Source organism: Catenuloplanes niger (genome assembly GCF_031458255.1).
GTDB lineage: Bacteria > Actinomycetota > Actinomycetes > Mycobacteriales > Micromonosporaceae > Catenuloplanes > Catenuloplanes niger.
This window is the reverse complement of record NZ_JAVDYC010000001.1, coordinates 9,048,768-9,067,687: the sequence shown is the minus strand read 5'-3', so window position 1 is coordinate 9,067,687 and position 18,920 is coordinate 9,048,768. Positions and strand designations below refer to the sequence as shown.

Here is an 18,920-nt window from a genome sequence, read left to right as displayed (position 1 = left end):
ATCGTGCAGTTTCCGGCTGCACGATCGGCTAGCTTCCGGAGCACATCCACCTCCTGGAGGAGATCCCAGATGGCTTCGTTCCTGTACCGGCTCGGCCGGTTCGCGTTCCGTCGGCGATGGCCGGTCGTCGGGCTGTGGCTGGCGGTCCTCGCGGTCACGGCGACCGGTGCCGCGACCCTGTCCGGTGCGACGTCCGACGCGTTCCGGATTCCCGGCACACCCTCGCAGCAGGTGATCGACCTGCTGCGGGAGCGGTTCCCGCAGGCCTCCGCGGACGGCGCCGTCGCCCGGGTGGTGTTCGCCGCGCCGGCCGGACAGCAGCTCACCGGCGCGGCCACGAAGGCCGCCGTCGAGCAGGTCGTCGTCGAGTTGCGCCGGGCGCCCCGGGTCGCCTCGGTGAGTGACCCGTTCGGGCCCGGCGCCGTGAACCGGGCCGGGACCGTCGGCTTCGCCCAGGCGACCTACCGCGTGGCCGCGCAGGAGCTGACGGACGGCGACCGCGACACGCTCACCGGCATCGCGGAGCGGGCCCGCGCGACGGGCCTGACCGTCGAGATCGGCGGTGACGCGCTGCAGGCCCGGTCCGAGACCGGCGTCGGGGAGGTGATCGGCGTCGCGGTGGCCGCCGTGGTCCTGGTGATCACGTTCGGTTCCCTGGTCGCCGCCGGGCTGCCGCTGCTGACCGCGCTGTTCGGCATCGGCATCGGCATCAGCCTGATCACCGCCGCCACCGGTTTCGTCGACCTGTCGTCGACCACACCGATCCTCGCGCTGATGCTCGGCCTCGCCGTCTCGATCGACTACGCCCTGTTCATCGTCTCCCGCTACCGGCACGAACTCGCTGACGGCCGCGAACCCGAGGAAGCCGCCGGCCGGGCGGTCGGCACCGCCGGCTCCGCGGTCGTCTTCGCCGGCCTCACCGTCGTTATCGCGCTGGCCGCGCTCTCCGTGGTCGGCGTGCCGTTCCTGACCCAGATGGGCCTGGCCGCGGCGCTCACCGTGGCCGTCGCCGTGGTCGTCGCGCTGACCCTGCTGCCCGCCGCGCTGGGCTTCGCCGGCCGCCGGGTCCTCGGCGCACGCACCCGCACCCGGCGCACCCGCGACCCCGAGGCCGGCACCACCGGCGCCGGCGCCCGCTGGGCCCGCGCGATCGCCCGCCGGCCGGTCGCCGCACTGCTGGTCGCCGTGGCCGCACTCGGCATCGTCGCGACCCCGGCCCTGGACCTGCGGCTGGGCATGACGGACGACGGCACCGCCGCGACCGACTCCACCCAGCGCAAGGCCTACGACCTGTTGGCCACCGGATTCGGCGCGGGCTTCAACGGGCCGCTCACCGTCGTGGTCGACACGGCGGCCGGCGGCGCGGCGGCCGCCGCCGAGCACGTCGTACGGAAGATCACCGCCCTGCCCGGCGTCACGACGGCGGCCACCACCGCGGTCAGTCCGGCCGGCGACACCGCCCTGCTCACCGTCATCCCCGCCGGCGGACCCGGCGACGCCGCCACCACGGATCTCGTACACGCCATCCGCCGCCTCGACGGCACCGTCACCGGCGCCGGCATCGGCGTCACCGGCCTGACCGCCATCAACATCGACGTCTCCACCAAACTCACCGACGCGCTTCTGCCGTACCTGGCGGTGGTCGTGGGCCTGGCGTTCGTACTGCTCATGCTCGTGTTCCGGTCGCTGCTGGTACCGATCAAGGCCACCCTGGGCTTCCTGCTCAGCCTCGCCGCCACCTTCGGCGCCCTCGTGGCACTCTTCCAGTGGGGCTGGGGCGCCGACCTGCTCGGCACCGACCGCACCGGGATGATCGTCAGCTCGCTGCCCATCGTGCTGATCGGGATCGTGTTCGGTCTGGCCATGGACTACCAGGTCTTCCTGGTCACCCGGATGCGCGAGGAGTACGTCCACGGCGCCGCTCCCCGGGAGGCCGTGATCACCGGTTTCGGTCACGGCGCCCGGGTGGTCACCGCCGCCGCGCTGATCATGATCAGCGTCTTCGCCGGGTTCGTCATCGCCCCCGACCCGCTCATCAAGTCGGTCGGCTTCGGGCTCTCCGCCGCCGTGCTCTTCGACGCGTTCGTCGTCCGGATGACGATCGTGCCGGCCGTGATGACCCTGCTCGGCAGGGCCGCCTGGTGGCTGCCCCGATGGCTGGACCGGCTGCTGCCCACCGTGGACGTGGAAGGCGCGGAACTGCGGCACCGGCGCGACGACGTGTCCCTCGAACCGGTCGTGGGCGTCCCCGGGCAGGTGCGGGCATGAGGCTGCTCGTCTACGGCGCCGGCGTGCTCGGCAGCCTGCTCGCGGCCGACCTGCACGAGGCCGGGCACGACGTCGCGCTCCTCGCCCGGGGCGAGCGCCTGGCCGCCCTGCGCCGCCACGGCGTCCTGCTCGCCGAGGGCCACAACTCGGTGGTCCGGCGGGTGCCGGTGCCGGTGGTCGCGGACCCGGCGGACGGGTACGACCTGATCATCGTCATGGTCCGCGCCCATCAGGTGGACCCGGTCCTGCAATCGGTCGCCGGCCTCGACGGCGACGTGTTGTTCCTGCACGCGTGGGCGGCCGGCGCCGAGCCGCTGGGCGCGGTGATCGGCCACGAACGGGTGCTGCTCGGCTTCCCCGCCCGCGGCGGCACGATGGACGGGGACGTGATCCGCCACCGCCCGCACGGCTTCGTGACCCGCCGCGTCCCGATCCAGATCGGCGAACCCGACGGGCACGACAGCGCTCGGGTGGGGCGGATCGTACGGATGTTCCGCACCGCCGGGATCAGCGCCCGAGCCGAGCCGCGGATCGATGCCTGGCTGCGGACGCACGCCACCGTCACGGTGCCGCTCGGGCAGGCGTCGGCCGCGGCGGGCGGGCCGGCGGCGCTCGCCCGCGACCCGGACGCGATCCGCGGCATGCTCCACCGCGTGCGACGGGACCTGGCCGACCTGCCGACGCCACCGGTCCCGCGGGGTCTCGCCGCGGTGCTGACTCTGCCGGACGGAGTGCTGGTGCCCGTCGTCCGGCGGTTCCTGCGAAGCTCGACCGTCACGCACAGCGGGCTCAGCAGCACGTCACCCGCGACGGAGGCGGCCGAACTCGAACGGCTGGCCGACCAGATGCGCATCCTGCGAAGAGCGCGGTAGGCGAGCACCGGGCCCGATCGGCCGGGCCCGGCCGGGCCGCACCGGCCGCGACCTCGGCTGCCCGTGGACCAGCGGCACCGGGCCGGCCCGCGCTGCCCGCGTCGGCCGGGACCCGGTGATGCCGCCGCCCGGCTGCGCGTCGGTGGTCCGCGGGTTGTCGTACCCCGTGGCTAGGGTGTCGGCCATGCGGGTGGAGGTGCGGGCCAAGGGCCTGGCGACGGTGTTCATCGAGGTGGCCGAGGAGCGGGTGACCGTCCGTGAGCTGATCGCGCACGCGGTCCGGGAGCAGGTGGCGCGCGACCGGGCCGCGGTGCACCGGCAGTTCGCCACGCCCGCCGAGATCGCGGCGATGGCCGCGGCCGGGGCGGTCCGGCCGCCGGCCACGGCCGCGGCCGACCCGGACACCGAGGTCGAGCGGGCGCTGCGTGCGTTCGAGCGGCGCGGGTTCGTGGTGTTCTGCGGCGAACGGGCCGCGGAGAGCCTCGACGAGACCGTCACGGTGCGGGCCGGCGAGCCGGTCGTGTTCCTGCGGCTGGTGCCGCTGGCCGGAGGCTGACGATGGCGGAGCTGCGCTGGGCGCCGCACCTGATCGGGCACCGCCCGCCCGACCTCGACCTCTTCGAGGCCTACGGCGAGGAGGCGGCACGGCTGGACCGCGACGGGCTGGCCGCGTTCGCCGAGCGGGTCCGTCGCGAGCTGGGGCTCCACGACCGGCACCGGCTGCACCTGATCGCGGGCGCGACGATCGACGCGGCCTTCGACCGGCACTTCCCGCTGCCCGCCGACGCCGGTCTGGCCGACGTGCTGGACACCCCGTGGCCGACCGCGGCACGGGAGGAGCGCCTGGTCGCGCTGATGCCGTCGCCGCCGGAGCAGTCCCTGGACCGGCGGCGACGGGACGTGTTCGTCCCGCACGCGCTCGCGTCCGGCGACTCCCGGCTGCTGCGCCTGATGGCGACCTCGCGGGTCGGCCGGCTCGGACCGGACGGCACGGTGGCGATGCTGGACGCGCTGCACGACCGCGGTGAGCTGACTCCCTCGATCATCGAGGCGGCGCTGGACGTCGACCGTCACCTCGGCCGGTCGCTGGGGCCGGCCGGCTGCCGCGCCGCGGTGCACGACGTCTACGACGAGCTCACCTGGCGTGGCGTCCGCGACGGGCTGCGCCTCGACGCGCTGCCGTCAGGGCTGGTCCCGCGCGGGCTGCGGTTCGTCGAGGCGGCGCTGACCTGCACCGACCCGCGGTTGGCGGCCTATCTCGGCGCCGCCGCCGTGCCGCCGGACGAGCTCGTCGCGTTCCTCACCGCGCAGTCGCCGGCGGTCCGCCGGCAGGTCTTCACGCTGCGCCGGGCGGCCGGGGACGCGGCGGTGCTGCTGGAGTCGCTCGGGTTGGGCCCGGCCGCGCCGCTGCTGGCGATCATCGACGCGCCACGGCCGGAGCATCCCGAGCCGCACGACCGGGCGGCGATCCTGGCCGCCGACGGCCCGTGGTCGCGGCCGCTGCTGGAGCTGGCGCCGAGCGAGCCGGTCTCGGCCGCGCTCGGGCTCAATCGCGCGGCCGTGGAGAAGCGCGTGCGCAACAACGCGCTGGACGGCATCGCCGCGTTCGGCCTGCTGCCGCTCGCGGACGGTGAGACGGCGCTGGACCGCTACCTGGCGTTGCAGGCGGTGGCGAAGCGCGGGCCGGGTCTCGGCCCGAACCGGAGGCACAGTCACGCGGCGGCGGTCCGGGTCGCGATCGCGCACCTGGCGCAGGTCGTGGGCGCGGACCCGGCCAGGTTCGAGTGGGAGTGCGAGGCGCGGATCGCCACCGGCATGCGGACCGGGTGGGACGTGCCGCCGTACCGGCTGGTGGCCTCCGCGGACGGCATCGCGGTCACGAAGGCCGGCAAGGCACTGAGGTCGGTGCCGGCGGCGGTGCGCAAGGACCCGTCCTACGCGGAGGCTCGCCGCACCGTCGACGTGCTGCGCGACCAGTCCCGGCGCATGCGGGTCTCGCTGATCGAGCGTCTGGTCGCCACCGGCGGCACGCTCACGCCGGGCGAGTGGGCGCTGCTGTCCCGGCTGCCGTCCGCGGCCGCGATGCTGCCCGGCCTGCTGTGGCGGGACGCGTCCGGTGCGGTCGGGCTGGTGCCGCAGGTCGACCCGGCCGGGCCGCTGACCGCCGTGCACCCGGCCGATCTGCTGGCGGACGGCCGGCTGTCGCACTGGCAGCAGGAGCTGGTCCGGCGGCGGCTGCGGCAACCGGTCAAGCAGGTGTTCCGCGAGCTGTACCCGCTGACGCCGGCCGAACGGGAGTCCGGGACCGCGTCGCACCGGTTCGCCGGGCACGTGGTGCAGGGCGCCCGCGCCGCCGCGTTGCTGTCCGAGCGCGGGTGGCGCACCCACGGCGAGTACGCGGACGCGCAGGCCACCCGCGCCGCCGGCCCGTTCGTCGCGGAGCTGCACGCCGAGCTGCACGGCTACTGGGGCATGGCGGACGTGACGCTGCGGCACATCTCGTTCCAGCCGGTGGGCGGCGGGCCCGCGGTGGCCCTGGAGGACGTGCCGCCGATCGTGTTCTCCGAGGTGATGCGCGACGTCGACCTGATCGTCTCGGTCGCGTCCGGTACGCCGTACCATTCCGCGCCGGTGGTGGAGTCCCGCGTCGCGCTGGTCCGATCGCTGGTCGCGGCGCTGGGGCTGGAGCGGGTCACGGTCGCGGAACGGCACGCGCGGGTGGCCGGCTCGCGCGCGACCTACGTCGTGCACCTGGGCAGCGGGTCGATCCACCTGGAGCCGGGCGGTTACCTGTGCGTGGTGCCGGCCGGGTGGGGCGAGTCACCGCACGAGCGCCTGTTCCTGCCGTTCGCCGACGAGGACGCGACGACCGGCGTGATCATCTCCAAGATCCTGCTGCTGGCCGACGACGAGCACATCACCGATCCGTCGATCCTGGCGCAGATCGCCGCCCGCACGGCCGGCTGACCGACCGGCGTCAGCCGACCGGCGTCAGCCGACCGGCGTCAGCATCGCCCCGGCCGGCACACCGCCGGCGACCGCCACCGCGGCGGTCGCCGTGGTGACCCGCCGGCCGTCTGCGGCGCGGCGCTGATCAGCGGCGCGGCCAGCAGCGCACGCCAGACCGCGGACACGTGGGCGGTGGTGAAACCGGTGGCGGCGACCGCCGACGGCGGGTCACCGGCGGCGATGACGGCCGGGGCGGTGGACTTCGGGTCGCCCGGCTCGCACGGGCGACCGCCGCACCGGACCGTCGATCGTCGTGCCGCCGGACGGTGGCACCGCCGCTGTCCGCCCGCGCCGACGCGGGGTACCGGCCGGTCTTGACCCTCGACCGGGTCGAGGCACCAGCCTGTTTCGCGGGGCCGGCCCGGCACGGCGCGCCGGCACACAGCGGGGAGGACCACGGTGTCAGAATCGACGAGCATCGCGTCGGACGACGTCATGGCGGCCATCGGCGCCGCCGTCGAGCGGGGCCGGTCCGGCGACCGGGCCGGGGCGAGGGAGTCCCTCACCCGGCTGTGGGACGCCGTCGGCGAGCACGGTGACGCGCTGCACCGGTGCAGCATCGCGCACTACCTCGCCGACCTCCAGGACACCGTCGCGGACGAGCTGACGTGGGACCGGCGGGCGCTCGCCGCGGTGACGGACCTCGACGACGAGCGTGCGCGCCACTTCCACGACTCCCTCCGGGTGCGGGCGTTCCTGCCGTCGCTGCACCTGAACCTCGCCGACGCGTACCGGCGTGCGGGCGAACCGGCCGAGGCGCGCGTCCACCTGTCGGCGGCGGCCACCGACCTGGCGGCACTGCCCGACGACGACTACGGATCGATGATCCGCGCCGGCATCGCGCGGGCGCGGGAGGCGCTCGATTCCGGTTCCCGGCGCCCGCTGGAACCCTGAGCGGGGGCGGGCCGGGATAATCGCGTTCCGCCCGGCCCGCCCCGGACCGTACGGTGGGGCAGTGAATCTCGTGTCCCGGCGCTCCTGTGCCGGCCAGGATCTGCGCCACCGGACGCTGGACGGCCACCACTTCATGTTCTGCGACTTCCGCGGCGCGGATCTGCGGGGCGCGTCCCTGCGCGGGGCCGGGTTCGCCGGCTGCGACCTGCGGGACGGCGACCTGCGGGACACGGACCTGTCCTACGCCAGGTTCGGTTACGTGCGAACCCACGATCCGCAGTACGGCCGCACCGACGTCACCGGCGCCCACTGGGAGGGCGCCACGCTCCGGGGCGTCACCGCCGAGCGCGTGATCGGCTGGCCGCACGCCGAGGACTGACAGCGGGCGGTGCCGGAGCAGTCGTGGCGCTGCCGGTCCACGGCGCCCCTGCGTGCGCCGGGCGGCGGCTGCGCGGCCCGCGTTCGGGCAGCCGGTGCGACCGTGTCGCCGTCCCGCCCCCGGTCGATCCCGACGTCATCCTTCGGCGTGCCGTGGGGAACGCCGACCGGGCTCAGCCCTGGCGGCCCGGTGCGGACCGTCGTGGATGGATTCGCACGACCCGCCCGGGCACGTGGGTGCACATCGGTCAATCATGCCGATGCCCGGGCGGGCGACCACGGCCTAAGGTTCGATCATGACGCTGACCGACGTGCTGGTACTGGCCGCCACCGAGGCGCCGGACCAGGTGATCGTGCACGCCGACGGGGCCGGGGACGAGCGGGTCACCACCGGTGCCGGGCTCTACCGCGAGGCGCTGGCCGTCGCCGGTGGCCTGCGCGCGCGTGGGCTGCGGCCGGGCGACCCGGCGCTGCTGGTCGTCGAGGACAACGCCGAGTTCCTGCCGCTGTTCTGGGGCGCGGTGTTCGCCGGCGTCGTGCCCGTGCCGCTGCCGCCGGAACCCCGTCGCGTCGCCGCGGTCGCGTCCCTGCTCGGCGACCCGCCACGTCTCGGTGGCGAACCGCTGCCGGCCGCGGCGCCGCTGTCCGCGCCCGTCCCGGTCCGCGACGACGACCTGGCGTTCCTGCAGTTCTCCTCCGGCAGCACCGGCACGCCCAAGGGCGTCGAGCTCACCCACGGCAACGTGGCGGCCAACCTCGAGCAGGCCGCGCGGGCCGCCGCGCTGAGCGCCGAGGACGTCGTGCTGACGTGGATGCCGTACTTCCACGACATGGGGTTGATCGGCACCCACCTGGTGCCGCTGCACCGCCGCTGCAAGCAGGTGCGGATCGACCCGATGACCTTCGCCAAGCGGCCGGCGGTGTGGCTGCGCACCGCCGAACGGCACCGGGCGACCGTGCTGTCCGCGGCGAACTTCGCGCTCGCGCTCACCAACCGCCGGGTGGGCCCGGACGTGCTCGACGGCCTGGACCTGAGCAGCGTCCGCCTGATGATCGTCGGGGCGGAGCCGATCTCCCCGGCGGTGTGGCGCACGTTCGCCGAGCGTACGGCCCGCGCCCGGCTGCGCCCGGAGGCCCTGCAACCGGTGTACGGCCTGGCCGAGGCGACCGTGGCGGTGACCTGCCCACCGGTCGGGGAACTGGCCGTACCGGTGCGGCTGAGCCGGGCGGCGCTCGCGCGCGGGGTCGCGCTGCCGGCCGGCCCGGACGACGCCACGGCGGCCGAGCTGATGGACGTCGGGTATCCCGTGCCCGGCTGTACGGTCCGGGTGGTCGACGACGCGGACCGGCCGGTGGACGACAGCATCGTCGGGCACGTCCAGGTGCGCGGGCCGAACGTCACGCGCGGCTACCACCGGGCTCCGGAGGCGACCGCCGCCACGCTGGTCGACGGCTGGCTGCGTACCGGCGACATCGGGTTTCTCCGGGCCGGCCGGCTGTGTGTCACCGGCCGGCACAAGGACGTGGTCTTCGTCCACGGCCGCACCTTCCACGCGGCCGACCTCGAGGAGGTGGCGGCCGCGACGCCCGGGCTGGGCAGCGGGCCGCTGGCCGTGGTCGGCACCACCGACGGGACGCGGGAACGGGTCGTGGTCTTCCTGAGCACGCCGGCCGTCCGGGACCGGCCGGAGGTCGCCGAGCGGGTCCGGGCGCGGGTCGCGGAGGCGCTCGGGTACGCCGCCGTCGAGGTGCGGGTGGTGCCGTCCGGGACGTTCGCCCGCACCACCAGCGGCAAACTGCGCCGGCAGGCACTGCGGGACCGCCTCGATCTGCGGCCGGAGACCGAGCCGACACCGGCGGAGCACACCGGAACCCGTGCCGCGCGACCCGAAATCCCGGCCGCGCAGGCCGGGGCCCCGGCTGCGGTCCCGGTCGTGGTCGGCGACCTGGCGAGGACGGTGCGCGCGATCTGGGCCCACGTGCTGCGCCTGCCCGAGGAGCGGATCGGCCCGGACGACCGGTTCCTGGCCATCGGCGGAAGCTCGGTGGCGGCCATGGAGGTGCTGGCGCTGCTCGAGGACGCCCTCGGCCGCACCCTGGACCCGGCACTGTTGCGCGACTGCGCCACCGTCACCGACCTGACCGACCGCCTGTCCCGCCCCGAGCCGCCACGCCCGGCCCCCCACGTGCCACCCGCCACCACCCGGCCGGCCGACACCGTCGCCGACCAACGGAACGGCACCGCCGCCGCGCGGCCCTACGACACCGCCGCACCGCGGCCCGACGACATCGCGGTCGTCGGGATGGCCTGCCGGTTCCCGGACGCGGACACCCCGGAGCGGTTCTGGGACAACCTGGTCGCCGGCCGCGACAGCGTCACCGACGACGCGCGCCGGCCGGGTGGCGGGTCCGGCGCCTTCCTCGCCGACCCGGCCCTGTTCGACGCCGGGTTCTTCGGCATCGGCGACGACGAGGCGCGGCTGCTCGACCCGCACGCCCGGATCTTCCTCGAACTGGCGCACGAGGCCCTGGAACGGGCCGGTTACGCCGGGCCGCGCCGGCACGCCCACCGGGTCGGCGTCTTCGTGGCCGTCGGGGAGAGCGGCTATCCGGCGCTGATCGAGCGGTCCGGGGCGACCGGCGCGCACGCGCTGACCGGCACGCTGCGCAATCTCGCCGGCGCGCGCGTGGCGCACCTGCTCGACCTGCGCGGCCCGGCGATCGCGATCGACACGGCGTGCTCGTCGGCGCTGGTGGCCCTGCACACGGCCCGCCGCGCGCTGGCCGCGGGCGACTGCGACGTGGCCGTGGTCGGCGGCGTCAACCTGAACCTGACGGAAACCGGTGAGCGGCTGCTCGGCGAGGCACACGCGCTGTCCCCGTCCGGCCGGTGCCGGGCGTTCGCCGCGGACGCGGACGGCTTCGTGCCGGGTGAGGGCGGCGCGGCCCTGGTGCTGACCCGCTGGGGGCACGATCCGGGCGACCGGGTGCTGGCGGTGGTGCGGGGCACGGCCGTCAACAACGACGGCCGGTCGCTGAGCCTGATGGCGCCGAATCCGCTGCGGCAACGGGAGGTGATCGCCGCGGCGTACCGGGACAGCGGGGTGGACCCGGCCGACGTGTCCTATGTGGAGGCGCACGGCACCGGCACCGCGATCGGCGATTCGACGGAGGCGCGTTCGCTGGCGTTCGCCTTCCCGCCGCTGCCGGACGGCCGGCCGCGGCTGGTCGGCTCGGTCAAGACGAACGTCGGTCACCTGCTCAACTCGGCCGGGCTGCCGGGCCTGGTCAAGGTGATCCTGTCGCTGCGGCACCGCGAGGTCCCGCCGTCGCTGCACCACGACCGCCCGTCGCCCCGGTTCGACCTGGCCGGCGCCGGGTTCGAGGTGGTCACGAAGCGGCGGCCGTGGACCGGACCGGCCGTGGCCGGCGTCAACGGTTTCGGGTTCGGCGGCACCAACGCGCACGTGATCCTCGCCGCCGCGCCGCCGGACCGGCCGGTGCCCCGTTCCCGGCCGGCCGGCCCGCACCTGCTCACGCTGTCGGCCCGCTCGGAGGCCGCGCTGCGTGCCGCCGCCGGTGAGCTGGCCGCGCATCTGCGGGCGCACCCGGAGCTGGACGAGGCCGACGTGTGCGCGACCGCCTCGACCGCCCGGGACGACGGGCCGTACCGCGTGGCGATCGTGGCCGACGGTGACCTCGCCGGCCGGCTGGCCGGGGCGCCGCCGTCGACCTCGGTGACGAGGACGCCGAGGGTGGCGTTCCTGTTCGGCGGCCAGGGGACCCAGCGCCCGGGTCAGGGCGCGGCGCTCTACGCGGAGGCGCCCGTCTTCCGGGAGACGCTCGACGAGTTGTCCGCCGCGGCCGGCCCGGTCGCCGGTCGTACCCTCGTGCAGTGGTGCACGGACGCGTCCGTGCCCGCCGCGGAGCTGGCACGCACCGAGATCACGCAGCCGCTGGTGGTCGCCTTCGCGGTCGCGCAGGCGGCGCAGCTGCGCGCGTACGGCGTCACGCCGGACGCGGTGGCCGGCCACAGCGTCGGTGAGTTCGCGGCCGCGGTCACCGCCGGCATCCTCACCGGTGCCGACGCGGTACGGCTGGCGGCCGAGCGTGGCCGGCTGACGGCCGCGCTGGCCGGGCCGGGCGCGATGGCTGCGGTCGCGGCCGGTGCCGACGCGGTGGCCGGCGTGCTCGGCGACCGGGTCGTGGTCGCCGCCGAGAACGCGGCCGGCCGCGTCGTGCTGGCCGGGCCGGTGGCGGACCTCGACCGGGCGCTCGCACTGCTCGCCGCGCGCGGCGTCGCGGCGCGCCGGCTGGCGGTGTCGCACGCGTTCCACTCCCCCGCCATGCGCGCGGTGGCCGGCCGCCTCGCCGGTCTGCACCCGGACGCCGCACCGGCGCGGATCCCGCTGGTCAGCACGGTCACCGGCGAGTGGGGTGCGGACTACGACGGCGCCTACCTGGCCGCCGCCGCCGTGCGGCCGGTGCGGTTCGCCACGGCGGTGGACCGGCTCCGGGCGGCGGGCCACGACACCTTCGTCGAGATCGGCGCGAGCGCCGCACTGGCGCCCCTGCTGCGCCCGGCGTCCGTGCGTCCGGCCGGCACCGGCGCGGCCACGCTGCTGGCCACCGCGGGACAGCTGTGGCAGCACGGCGCCACCCTGGACCGGTCGCTGCTGGACGCGGGCAGCGCGCGCGTGGACCTGCCGACGTACCCGTTCCAGCGCCGCCGGTTCTGGGTGTCGGACGCCACCGCGCCGGTCCTCGCGACGCCGCACTGGGCGGTCGCTCCCGCGCCGGCGGGCCGGCGACCGGCCGGCGTGGTCACGGTCGTGCGCGCCACGGGTGCCGCGGACGAGGCGCTGCCGGCGCTGGCGGCCGCGCCGGAGGCCGGGCACCTGCTCGTCGTCACCGAGGACGTGCACGTCACCGGCGTCGGCACCGAGCGGCCCGATCCGGCCCAGGCCGTCTGGGCCGGGCTGGCCATGGCGCTGGCCGACGAGCGGAAGCGGCTCGGCGTACGGCTCGTCGACCTCCGCTCGGCCGACGGCGCCGACGCGCGGCGCGCCGCCGTGGAGCTGGAGGCCGGCGATCCACCCGCGCCCGGGGCCGTGGAGGTCGTCGCCTGGCGGGACGGGCGGCGTCTCATCCGCACGTTCACCCCGGCCGCCGGCGTACGGCCGGTGGATCCGCCCGCGGACGGCAGTTACCTGATCGTCGGCGGTGCCGGTGCGGCCGGGGCGGCCGTCGCGCGGCACCTGGCGCGCCGGGGCCGGCCCCGTCTGCTGCTGGCCGGCCGGTCCCCCGCCCCGGACGCGCTGCTCGACGAGCTGCGGGGCCTGGGCGCGTCGGTGGAGTACCGGACCGCGGACGTGTCGGTCGCCGCGGACGTGGCCGCGCTGGTCGACGGCTGGGCGCTGGACGTGGTGGTGCACGCGGCCGGCGTCGTGCGGCCGGGGAGTCTGCGGGCGAAGACGCGGTCGGACGTGGCGGCCGTGCTGGCGGCCAAGGTGCGCGGGATTCAGGTGCTCACCGCGGCGGTACGCGACCGGCGGCCGCTGATCGTCGCCCTGTCGTCGGTGTCGTCCGTCCTGCCCGGCCGGGCGGGCGCGCTCGGTGACTACGCCGCGGGCAACGCCTACCTCGACGCGTTCGCCGCCGCCGCACGGGCCGCGGGCGACCGGTTCGTCGCGGTCAATTTGCCCGCGCTGGACGGCGGGCTCGCGGCCGGACGTCTCCGGGCCGAGGACGGGCTGCCGCTCGACGCGGTCCCGGAGATCCTGTGGGCCGCGGCGGGTGTGGGCGCCGCCCAGGTGCTGGTGGGCACGTCCCCGCCCACCGGCCGCGCCGCCGCCGGGCCCGCGAACCGGCCCGCCCCCGCACCCACGCCCACGCCCACGCCCACGCCCACGAGCGTGGCCGGCGCGCCGCCGGTCGACCACGACCGGGTGGTGGCGATCGTGCGGGAGCTGCTGGCCGAGCCGCTCGGCCGGGCCCCGGAGACGATCGGGCCGGACGAGCCGTTCCTGGCTCTCGGCCTCGACTCGCTGACCGCGGTCGACCTGGTCAAGCAGCTGGAGTCGCGGCTCGGGCGGACGCTGTCGACCACGCTGTTATTCGAGCACCGCACGCTGGATGAGCTGGCCCGGCACCTGGCCGGCGGCGCCGCGTTCCCGCTCAGCCCGGTGCAGCGCGCGTTCCGCACCACCGGCCTGCTGCATCCGCGGGTGCCCGCCTACGCGTACGTACGGCGGACGCTGACCGGACCGGTGGAGCCGGACCGGTTCGGGCACGCGCTGGCCGCGCTCGAGCGACGGCATCCCATGCTGCGGATGCGTCTCGGACCGGACGGGCAGCACATCACCGCTCCGGGCGAGGGCGTACCCGCCTGGTTCACCGTGACCACACTGGACACGCCGCTCGAGGCGGTCGAGTCCGCGTTGCGCAACCGCACCTTCGACCTGACCCGGGAGGCACCGGTCCGGGCGGTCCTCGCCGTCGACGGACCGGACCGGGCGCATCTGCTGATCGTGGCGCACCACGCCGCCGCGGACGGTTACAGCCTGGCGATCCTCGGCGACGAGCTCGGCGCGCTCGCGGCGGGCGCGGTGCTGCCGCCGCCACCGGCCGCGGGGTTCGCCGAGCACGAGGCCGCCCGGGCGGAGCCGTCCGCGGACGACCTCGCCTACTGGCGGGCGACGCTGGCGGCGTACCCCGGGCTGGGGCTGCCCTTCGACGGGGATCCGGCGGCGGCGCCGGTCCCGCCGTACGCGCTGCACCAGGTGTCGGTGAGCGCCGAGCTCACCGCGCGGCTCTCCGCGCAGGCGCGCGCCGCCGGGGTCACGCTGTTCCATCTGCTGCTGGCCGGCTACGTCCGGTGCCTGTCCCGGTGGAGCGGCCAGACCCGGGTGCCGGTGGCGGTGGCCCGGGCCGGCCGCACGGCGCGGCTGCCGGGCGTGGACCGGATCGTGGGCCCGTTCGCGGACACCCTGCCGGTGCTGGCCGAGGTGCGGCCCGGCGAGCCGGTGGCCGAGCTCGCCGGCCGGCTGCGGGACGCGTGGCTGCGCAGCGAGCAACACGGCTCGGTGTCCACTGTGGACCTGGCCGGGATGCTGGCCGTCGGCGGCGCGGGCCCGCGGACCGCCGGCCCGGCGTCGTTCAGCTTCGCCCGCTTCCCCGGTGCCGGCGGGAGCGGAAGCGACGCGGTGGCCACGGTCGCCGGCAGCGCGTCGGCCGCGACGCGCCTGAGCCTGGTGTGTTTCGAGGCGCACGGCACGCTGCACTTCTCGTGGAACTATCCGGCGGCGCTGTTCGAGGCGCGGACCGTCGCACGTCTCGCCGCCGAGCACCTGGCGTCGCTCGGCGAGGACCAGCCGGCCGCGCCCGCCGCCGGGCCGGCCGTGGCGGAGCGGATCCGGCAGCAGTGCCGCCGCGCCCCGGCGGCGACCGCGGTGCTGACCGACGGCGTGCCACTGTCCTATGCGGAGCTCGACGCCGCCTCCGACCGGCTCGCCGCGCGGCTGGCCACGTACGGGGACCGGCGGATCGGCCTGTTGACCGGTCCCGGGGCGCAGACCGTGGTGGGCCTGCTGGCGATCCTCAAGGCGGGCGCGGCGTGGGTGCCGTTGGACGCCTCGCACCCGCCGGCACGGCTCACCGGGCAGCTGCGGCGGGCCGGGGCCCGGCTCGTCGTCCACGACGACGCGCACGCCGCGGTGCTGACCGGGTGCACGCTGATCGGCACCGCGGACGGGGTGGACGCCGCACCACCGGCGGTGACCACCGGGCCGGACGACGACGCGTACGTCATCTTCACGTCCGGGTCGACGGGCCGGCCGAAGGGCGTCGTGGTCAGCCATCGTGCGATGACGAACTACCTGGACTGGGCCGTCGCGACGTTCGGCTACCGGGCCGGCGACCGCCTGGCCCAGACCGCCTCGATCTGCTTCGACGCGTCCGTCCGCCAGCTGCTCGCGCCGCTGCTCGTGGGCGCGACCGTGGTGGCCTGGGACCGCGACACGGTCCGCGACCCGGACCTGCTGCTGTCGCGTGTCGAACGGGACCGGATCACGGTGTGGAGCTCGGTGCCCACGCTGTGGGAACGGCTGCTCGGGGCGGCCGAGCAACGGCCGCGGCGGCCCGATCTGACGTCGCTGCGCTGGGTGCATGTCGGCGGGGAGGAACTGTCCGCCGCGCACGTACGGCGCTGGTTCGACCTGGCCGGGCCGGGCCGGCCGGTCGCGAACCTGTACGGCCCGACGGAGACGACGATCAACGCGACCTGCCACGTGGTACGCGAGCGGCCGGACGACGACGCCGTACAGCTGCCGATCGGGCGGCCGGTCGGCGGGGCGGTCGTCGAGGTGCTCGGCCCGGACGGCGCGGTGTGCCCGCCCGGCGAGGTCGGGGAGATCTACATCGGCGGCCTCGGCGTGGCGGCCGGGTACCTCGACGACGCTGAGCAGACCGCGGCGGCCTTCCTCGACCGGGACGGGACGCGCTGGTACCGCAGCGGCGACCGCGGCGTGCGGGACGGGTTCGGCGTGTTGTGGTTCCGCGGCCGGGTCGACGACCAGATCAAGCTGCACGGACACCGGATCGAGCCGGGCGAGGTCGAGGCGGTGCTGCGCGGTCATCCGGGCGTCGACGGTGCCGTCGTGCGACTCGACGGCGGCCGGCTGGTGGCCTGGGTGCGGGCGCGTGGCGCGGTCCCGCCGACCGGCGCCGAGCTGCGCGCCCACCTCGAGCGGCTGGTGCCGCCGTACCTCGTGCCGGCCCGCGTCGAGGTGACCGGCTCGCTGCCGCTGACCACCACCGGCAAGGTGGACCGGGCCGCGCTGACCACCACCGGCGACGCGGATTCCGTGCCCGCGCCGCACGAGGAGCCGCGCACCGACACGGAACGGCTGGTCGCCCGCGTCTGGGCGGCGCGGCTCGGCGTGTCCCGGGTGGGGCGCGACGACGACTACTTCGCGCTCGGCGGCGACTCGATCGGCGCCCTGGACCTGTTCGCCGACCTGGCACCGCACCGGCCGGTGCTGCCCCGGCCGACCGTGATCTACCGGCACCGTACGGTGGCCGCGCTCGCCGCCGCGATCGACGCCGCGGAGCAGGGACCGGCACCGGCGCCCACGGCCGGCGGGGACTTTCCGCTCAGCCCCGCCCAGCGCGGTTTCCTGCTGGCCGACGTGGCCGGTGCGGCCGTTACCTGGCTGGCGACCCCGCGTCTGCACGGCCCGCTCGACCGCGACCGGTTCCAGCGTGCGGTCGACGAGCTGGTCGCCCGGCATGCCATGCTCCGCACGGTGTTCCGGCCGGATGCCCGCCCACCGGTGCAGTACGAGCTGACCGGGACCCCGCGCCTGACCGTCGGGTACGACGCGACGCCCGGCCCGCTCGACGACGAGGTCGCCGCGGAACGGGCGCACCGGTTCGATCCCGCGCACTGGCCGCTGGTGCGGATCCGGCTGCTGCGCACCGGTCCCGAGGAGCACGTGCTGATGCTGCACGCCCACCACCTGATCGGCGACGGCTACAGCATGGCGCTGCTCACCCGGGAGCTGCTGGCGGCCTACGACGGGCATGCGCTGCCGCCGCTGGCGTCCACCTTCCGCGACTACGTGACGTTGCACGACGGGCTGACCCCGGCCGCCGTCCGCAACGACCACGGGGCCTTCGGGCCGCTCGTCACCACCGGTTTCACCCTGGACGAGGAGGCGGTGGCCCGGCTGCGGGCCGCCGCGTCGCACGCGGGGGTGACCCCGTTCGTGCCGGTCCTGGCGGCGTTCCACCGGGCGCTGGCCGAGGAGACGGGCGAGCCGGACCCGACCGTCGGCGTGGCGGTGACCGGGCGCGACCACGCCCTGCCGGATCTCGGGCGGATCTTCGGGCCGTGCGCCACCGCGGTCGCCGTGCACTCCGCCGGGGACGACCTCGGCCGGCTCGCCGCCGAGGTCGCCGACGCGCGCACGCGGACGTTCACCGCCCCGCACGGCTGGCGGTTCTTCCTCACCTACCTGGACTTCGACGGTCTCGGCACGCCGAGCGGCCGGACGCTGCGGCTGTCCTGGGTGGACGAGGACGCGGACCTGGGCGTCCCGCCCGGGACCGAGGTGCTGCTGGCGGTGCGCCCGGCCGGCGGCCGGCTGCGCTGCACCCTGCGCGGCCGGGCCGGCGCGGATCGGCTGGCCCGGCTGGCCGCCACGCTCGAGTCCCGGTTGCGGCCGGCGGCCGCGCCACGGCCGCGGTCCGGGGCCCGGCACCTCGAGGCGGCGCTGGTCGGCTACCTGCCGGCGCCGGCCGACCTGCTGGCCCTGGCGCCGGACGCGGTACGCCGGGCGCTGCCCGGCCTCGACCGGGAGTCGCTGCGGGCGGCCGTGTTCCCCGGTGGCCGGCCCCGGCTGCTGGAGACCGTGACGACCGCGCTCGGCCGGTCCGGGTTCGTCTGCCTGCCACGCTTCGCCGACGAGCTGACCGCACCGGGCCTGGCCGAGGACAGCGCCGCGGCGGTGGACCTGGCCGCCTCCCTGGGGGCGCACAGCGTGTCCCTGGCCGGGATGATCCCCGCCCGCACCGGGTACGGCGCCGCCGTCACGCCGCTGGTGCGTTCCGCCGCCCGGATCACCACCGGGCACGCCGTGACCGCCGCGTCCGTGGTCCTCACCACGCTGGCCGCGGTGGCGCACCGGGGCCGGCCGTTGTCCGGCAGCGTGCTGGCCGTCCTGGGGGTCGGCTCGATCGGGGAGTCCTCGCTGCGGCTGCTGCTCAGCCGCGCCGGCACGGCACCGGCCGGACTCGTCCTGTGTGATCTTCCGGCCGCCGCCGGCCGGCTGGGCGCGCTGGCGGCGGCACTGCGCGCGGACGGCTACCCCGGCCCCGTCGAGATCCGCACCGACGGCCCCGATCCGGTGTACGCCGCGGACGTGATCATGGCGGCGACCAGCGGCGGGCCGCGCACACTCGACGTGGACCGGCTGCGGCCGGGCACCGTCCTGGTCGACGACTCCTTCCCGCACTGCTTCGACACCGCCCGGGCACTCACCCGGATGCGCCGGCAGCGGGACGTGCTGATCGTCGGCGGCGGGCTGCTCGACGTCGGCGCCACGACGCGGGAGCCGGCCCCGGGCCTGCCGGCCGACGTCCGCCCCGCCGCGATCGGCGTCGCGTCATGTCAGCTGGAGTCGCTGCTGCACGCGGCCGGCCCTCACCTGCCCGCGGTGTCCGGCCCGGTCGACGCGCGCCTGGCCACCGCGTACTGGGACGCCCTCGTCGCCGCCGGCGTCGGACCCGCACCGCTGCACCTGCTGGACCAGCTCGTCGCCCACCCGGGTGACGCCGCCGACCCACCGGGAGGTGCGCCGGCTCCCGGACCCACCGGTCACCGCTGACCGGCTCGGCGGCGGTCCGGCGGACGCGGGTGACGGGTGACATCCCTGGCCGTCGGGTCTACTGTACGCATCGACGTCGGTGTCTCATGGTGTGCCGGGAAGTCTGGTCGGC

At 76.5% G+C, this 18,920-nt stretch carries 7 protein-coding genes; all 7 read left to right on the top strand.

All coding sequences use genetic code 11. The features are described 5' to 3' along the window. Positions 1-69: 69 nt before the first annotated feature. The 7 genes from J2S44_RS39805 to J2S44_RS39775 all read left to right on the top strand — a co-directional run bounded on the left by J2S44_RS39805 (position 70) and on the right by J2S44_RS39775 (position 18,808). A complete protein-coding gene (locus J2S44_RS39805; RefSeq protein ID WP_310428281.1) occupies positions 70-2,268 on the top strand; it encodes an MMPL family transporter in 2,199 nt (732 codons plus the stop codon). Then, positions 2,265-3,140, top strand: a complete 876-nt coding sequence (locus J2S44_RS39800) for a ketopantoate reductase family protein (RefSeq protein WP_310428278.1) — start codon at positions 2,265-2,267, stop codon at positions 3,138-3,140. Before J2S44_RS39805 ends, J2S44_RS39800 begins: the two co-directional genes overlap by 4 nt. A gap of 184 nt (positions 3,141-3,324) precedes the next feature. Continuing rightward, positions 3,325-3,696, top strand: coding sequence for a hypothetical protein (locus J2S44_RS39795; RefSeq protein WP_310428275.1), 372 nt, complete (start codon positions 3,325-3,327; stop codon positions 3,694-3,696). 2 nt (positions 3,697-3,698) lie between these two features. Beyond that, a complete protein-coding gene (locus J2S44_RS39790) occupies positions 3,699-6,107 on the top strand; it encodes a DUF7737 domain-containing protein (RefSeq protein WP_310428273.1) in 2,409 nt (802 codons plus the stop codon). Between the two features lie 441 nt (positions 6,108-6,548). Then, complete coding sequence (locus tag J2S44_RS39785; protein ID WP_374727948.1) at positions 6,549-7,043, top strand: hypothetical protein; 495 nt, start codon at positions 6,549-6,551, stop codon at positions 7,041-7,043. Positions 7,044-7,104: 61 nt separating this feature from the next. Further along, a complete protein-coding gene (locus tag J2S44_RS39780; RefSeq protein ID WP_310428271.1) occupies positions 7,105-7,422 on the top strand; it encodes a pentapeptide repeat-containing protein in 318 nt (105 codons plus the stop codon). Between the two features lie 295 nt (positions 7,423-7,717). Then, positions 7,718-18,808, top strand: a complete 11,091-nt coding sequence (locus J2S44_RS39775) for a non-ribosomal peptide synthetase/type I polyketide synthase (RefSeq protein ID WP_310428268.1) — start codon at positions 7,718-7,720, stop codon at positions 18,806-18,808. Positions 18,809-18,920: the final 112 nt, after the last annotated feature.

What these genes read in the sequence shown, in the direction of transcription:
- J2S44_RS39790 (WP_310428273.1), top strand. Translation starts at nt 3,699, where the DNA reads ATGGCGGAGCTGCGCTGGGCGCCGCACCTGATCGGGCACCGCCCGCCC.
- J2S44_RS39805 (WP_310428281.1), top strand. Translation starts at nt 70, where the DNA reads ATGGCTTCGTTCCTGTACCGGCTCGGCCGGTTCGCGTTCCGTCGGCGA.
- J2S44_RS39800 (WP_310428278.1), top strand. Translation starts at nt 2,265, where the DNA reads ATGAGGCTGCTCGTCTACGGCGCCGGCGTGCTCGGCAGCCTGCTCGCG.
- J2S44_RS39795 (WP_310428275.1), top strand. Translation starts at nt 3,325, where the DNA reads ATGCGGGTGGAGGTGCGGGCCAAGGGCCTGGCGACGGTGTTCATCGAG.
- J2S44_RS39775 (WP_310428268.1), top strand. Translation starts at nt 7,718, where the DNA reads ATGACGCTGACCGACGTGCTGGTACTGGCCGCCACCGAGGCGCCGGAC.